Here is a 1,431-nt window from a genome sequence, read left to right as displayed (position 1 = left end):
GAAGTGCTTACCGAATTGCTGTTCGATCTGGTGAACTTTCAGGTTGAGGATCTGAAAGCGCCACGTTACATCGAGACGTACAGCGGGTTAGTCCAGGTCAGGTAAAAGATGTCCTTCTGCCACTGAAAGCAGCTATGTTTTCGTGGCAGAAGGGGTTACCCGGGCAAAGGGGTAAGTTCATAGTGGGAGAGCACAAAAAAGAACAGCAAAGGCTTAACCTCACAACTTATCGGTGAGTATTTTTTGTTTAATTTGGTGTCACTTGATTGAATATTAACCAGTTTGAAACAAGGAAGTACTGGATGAACAATCAGATTCAGTGGTCAGATCCGTTCGATGACTCTTTAGCGGGTGGGTTTGTCTACCGTAAGTTCTTATATTGCGGCCAGCTTTACGCAGTTGGCTTTCAGGAACTACCGACGGCAACAGATTTAGCAGCAAAACATATACGGTTGGATCATGCTTTCCCACAGTTTCGTTTCCCAAACAATAACGGTGTTTGGGCAGTGCTGTTTGACACTATTGATCCGGCGACAGACTCGCCCCTGGGTTTTAAGCATGTGAAGTTCGACGGCCTGGCGGGTGGGCGGGTGCTCCAAAACGTTGCAAGTATAATTTATGACCATTATGATATTTGTAATGCAGGTGTATATGCCTTCAGCGCCGCCGAAGATAGAGAGCATGAGCGAGACACTGATCTTTCAGTAATTTATTCGCGAGCACTGGGCCTTCAGGGGCACCGCAAGAGCAGGCTGTTCAGTCCGTTCATCGGTTGGGAGGCGTACACCGATATTGACGCAGGAGGAAGAAGTTATGTCGTCACAACTCAAAGTTATCAACCTTCACAATACCGCAGTGGAACGTCTCACTCTTGAAATGGGCAAACGTCTGCAAGTAGCAGCAGGGCGAGATGTGAGAGAAAAACTTGCTTCCGGCGAGATTAAAATCGTCAATGATCGCTACGTGGCATCCAGTGACAGTAACCTCCGCATTAAACGTTCCTCAGTCTTTGATGGTGATCGTCCAGGCAGAGAATGTACCGAGCGTAAAAAAGCCTTGTGAGGCGGAGGGAGCGCCACTAAATCATCGTTGATAAACCAACACCATAGTTCTACAGATTCTTGCAAGGTGATTAAGAACAGCATCCAGTTCGATTAAACTTGTATTTAGGGAAGAGTGTTGCTGGACATTCTCCGCTAACGTCAGATACCAGATAACCCGCCTTGGGTTCAGGCTGTCAGTCTGTTGCTTCATTTAGATGTCATCCTTTATTTTCAGCGTTATACCCGAGTAACCACATTACCGCCGTGGCAGGTGTGGCCAGCTGGCTCAGTACAAGCCTGCGGCATGTTGAACGGCTGTCGCTGGAATGAAGCCCGAACCTGAAGCCATCACCAGATACTGCCGTGCCTTAACTCAGGTATTACTCAA

Annotated in this window: 1 protein-coding gene and 1 pseudogene; one reads left to right on the top strand and one right to left on the bottom strand. The window is 47.6% G+C overall.

Annotated features, from left to right (window positions below; translation table 11 throughout):
• The first annotated feature begins 302 nt into the window (after positions 1–302).
• The gene (locus GSQ70_RS25650; RefSeq protein ID WP_158785158.1) at positions 303–875 is read left to right on the top strand and encodes a hypothetical protein; all 573 of its coding nucleotides are present in this window, start codon (positions 303–305) and stop codon (positions 873–875) included.
• A 208-nt stretch (positions 876–1,083) separates the two neighbouring features.
• On the opposite strand, the pseudogene GSQ70_RS26220 reads toward GSQ70_RS25650, so the two are convergent.
• A pseudogene (locus tag GSQ70_RS26220) lies at positions 1,084–1,387 on the bottom strand (IS4/IS5 family transposase); the annotation flags it as partial.
• Positions 1,388–1,431: the final 44 nt, after the last annotated feature.

Origin of the sequence: Pantoea sp. BAV 3049 (genome assembly GCF_009765445.1) — a bacterium.
Classification (GTDB): Bacteria; Pseudomonadota; Gammaproteobacteria; order Enterobacterales; family Enterobacteriaceae; genus Erwinia.
This window is presented reverse-complemented; position numbering and strand designations above follow the sequence as displayed.